The sequence below is a fragment of the Limnobacter sp. CACIAM 66H1 genome, from assembly GCF_001601825.1.
Taxonomy (GTDB): Bacteria; Pseudomonadota; Gammaproteobacteria; order Burkholderiales; family Burkholderiaceae_B; genus Limnobacter.
This window is the reverse complement of the sequence record NZ_LUJK01000100.1, coordinates 1-2,886: the sequence shown is the minus strand read 5'-3', so window position 1 is coordinate 2,886 and position 2,886 is coordinate 1. Positions and strand designations below refer to the sequence as shown.

The window sequence follows — 2,886 nt, the reverse complement described above, 5'->3', positions numbered from 1 at the left end:
GTGAAGGTATCCGGGCCCGTGCCGCGCAGTCTGGCTATTCTGTTGTGGAGAAAACCTGCAGCCAATCGGCTTTGGCCCATGAAATAGAAGCTGTGCTGTTTAAATCCGGTATCTTGAACGGCAGCTCATCCGACAGTGTGCCAGCGAATGAACATCAATCAAATATCGTGGCCTACCCCGGCGCAAAGCCGTTGACGTGGCGGCAGGTTGAAATCATGCGAATGACGGCGGAAGGTTTGTCAGCAAAAATGGTCGCTCAGCGCATTGGGCTTAGTCCCGAGACCGTGCGCGGACACATTCGGGAGATTTTCAAGCGGCTGGAAGTCTCCAATAAGGCGCAGGCGGTAAACGTATTCCTGAAGGCCGAGCGCAGCGTAAAAATGAAGTTGAACGACTAATCCGTGTCAATGGTTCGGGTGGGGTACACGTTTCAAGTCGACGCCCACCGTCAAGGTCCCGATCATGTAATCCCCGTCGTACACTGGCACGCTCACCTGGGCAATCATGGCTTTCGTGCTGTCGTCCCAGCGGGCTCTTGATATGTGTGAATCGGGCTTCCGTGATGGCAGGTTGGTGTCGAAAATAGCGGTAAATTTTTCTTCGTCCCCCTGCCAATAATCAGTGGTCACTATATTCATGGCAACAGTTTCACCTTGGTTGCCGGTCAAAATTGCTTCCTTGAAATAGCTTTGTTTATTCATTTCTGCGGCGAGAAAAGCGGAAACCTTGGAGCTTTTGATTTGATCAGCTTCTGGCAAGCGGCCTTTGAGTCTGATCCATTTTTCGTCAAGCGCAATGACCTGTTCTTTGGCCAGTTGGCGTGCGTTCGATGCCTTGACGGCTTCAATGACCTCAGGCTTGGACGCGATGGACTTGATTTCTTTGATCAATGTTCCAGCACAAAATGCATAGGCGTTGGTGCTCGCGAAAAACAAGGCCATGAACAAGAGGCCTAAGCATGCAAAAGGCCCCTTGCATTCGAACTGTAGACTGGGCTTTTTCATTTCTCGCTTGTTGACCGCTTACTCGGCCAAAACCTTGATGAGTTTTAATTTAGACCTCGTGGGATTACCCTGCAACTCTTTTCGGGTGAGGTAGCCCAATGCATTTGGATTGTTGGCCAGCAGCTCAACCATGTGTTGGCTGTTGCGTGCAACAGTGGGGGCTTTGCTGATGCCAATGCATTCCAGAAGTCGCTGCACCGTGCGGAATTCCTCGGTGGTGAAACCAAGGGTGCCCGAAATGAAGCGGCTGCGCTCACCGAATTCATCGTCGCGGTCGATGACCAACACTGTTGAATCTCCAACGGCTTGGCTTTGACCGGTGTACAAATCGCGCAGTTTTGTTTTCGAAATTTCGCTGAAATGGATATTGCTGGAGCCCACCAGTACCACTTCGGCTTGAGCCACGCCGGGGGCTCCGACCATCGTTAACAACGCGAGGCTGGTAATTACTGAATGCAAAAAATGTTTCACGTCAAACCCTTGAAAATACTTTGACTACTTTGGGTAAGTTCTTGACACTACAAATACTAGGAACTTTTTATTTTGTTAAATCTTGTGAACCCAGTGTAAGACATGCTGTAAGCGAACACAATTGTTTGCGAGCAGCTTTGCTCAATGTTTTCCAAAACGATTAATCAACACCAGAATCTTCTCGGCCTCATCCACGATGGTGGGCCAAACTTCCTTGATTTCAGTCATGACCATGGGTTGGGCGGCTGGGTCCTCCAGTGATTTGTCCATTCTGGAAAACTGCTGTTTGACGCTTTCCGTGCCCAACATGCCGAGGACGCCAGCCAATGAATGAATTTCCCGTTTGAAGGTTTGAGTGTCGTTGGCTTTTGCGCAATCCTCGAGACGTTCAATCAAGTTTTCGCTGGTTTGTAAGAACTTGCCCAGGTACTTGGCCATCCGCTCTGGCTCGAAGCTGTCTACCTTGAAAATTGAAGAATGGCGAGGGCTGTTGGCAGGTTCTGTAGCCGTGGCTGTGTGTTCTGACAACGGCAGGCGAGGTGTTTCGGACCTGGTTTCAAATCCGGTCAATACACCTTCTTTGTTGCGCAGGCAGCGCTTGATGGCATCGAACAGGTTTTTCTCGTGAAAGGGTTTGGTGAGTACATCGTTGATGCCATGTTCTTCACAGCGTACGCGAGTTTGCTCGAAGGCGTGCGCTGTCAAAGCCATGATCGGAGTGACGCAATGCACCGCATTTTCACGAACCCAGGTGGCCAGCTGATAGCCATCAACAAATGGCATTTCAAGATCTGAAATCATCAAGTCAAAAGGCTCTGGCGTGTTTTTCAGAATCTGAATGGCTTCGCGACCGTCTTTGGCACAGCGAATCTGGTAGTTTCTGGGACTCAGAAAATCCAGCAGCAACTCCATGTTCAAAGGGTGATCTTCCACAATCAGCAGCTTGGCAGTGCGCGCCTCTGTTGAATCATGGACAGGAACCTCGTTGCTCTTGGAACGCTTGCGCAGCGTATGGTCTTGTGGCGTTGTCACCACCGGCGCAGCCTGTTGAACCTGGCGTTCTGCCAGCTTCATCAGGTGCACTGGCAGTATGGGTGTAGTCAACACCCGGTTGTTGGGGTCTGCGCCGTGAACGCGTTGAAGTTCGCTTGCGTTGCGGTTCGACAGCCAAATCAGGTTGTTGTTTTGGTTCAGGTGATTGGCCTTGAGCAAAGACAACAGTTCGGGCGAGGTAGAGGCAATGTCGCTGTCGATGAATACAATGTCTTTGGCTTCAAATGGGCGCTGATCGGTAATCAGTTCTTCGGCGGACAGCGCTGCCAGCGGCACGTAGAATTGGTCAAGAATACTGGAGATTGAACGGTGCAGCTTCTGGTCCAGCGAGCAGATGTAGGCTCGTTTAGTGTCGGGT

General features: G+C 50.8%; 4 protein-coding genes. 1 reads left to right on the top strand and 3 read right to left on the bottom strand.

Translation table 11 applies throughout. From position 1 onward, the window contains the following. Window positions 1-398: LuxR C-terminal-related transcriptional regulator (locus tag A0129_RS15655; RefSeq protein ID WP_291716316.1), on the top strand; the 398-nt coding region annotated here is incomplete at its 5' end. Between the two features lie 6 nt (window positions 399-404). Here A0129_RS15655 and A0129_RS15650 read toward each other — a convergent pair. From A0129_RS15650 to A0129_RS15640, 3 genes are all read right to left on the bottom strand, one after another. Beyond that, window positions 405-941: a hypothetical protein gene (locus tag A0129_RS15650; protein ID WP_291716315.1), complete on the bottom strand. Its 537-nt coding sequence runs from the start codon at window positions 939-941 to the stop codon at window positions 405-407. An 81-nt stretch (window positions 942-1,022) separates the two neighbouring features. Continuing rightward, complete coding sequence (locus tag A0129_RS15645) at window positions 1,023-1,409, bottom strand: hypothetical protein (protein WP_291716314.1); 387 nt, start codon at window positions 1,407-1,409, stop codon at window positions 1,023-1,025. A 207-nt stretch (window positions 1,410-1,616) separates the two neighbouring features. Continuing rightward, window positions 1,617-2,886: hybrid sensor histidine kinase/response regulator (locus A0129_RS15640; RefSeq protein WP_291716313.1), on the bottom strand; the 1,270-nt coding region annotated here is incomplete at its 5' end.

Bases quoted from the DNA above. Each gene is read 5' to 3' on its own strand.
- A0129_RS15650 (WP_291716315.1), bottom strand. From the start codon at position 941: ATGGCCTTGTTTTTCGCGAGCACCAACGCCTATGCATTTTGTGCTGGA.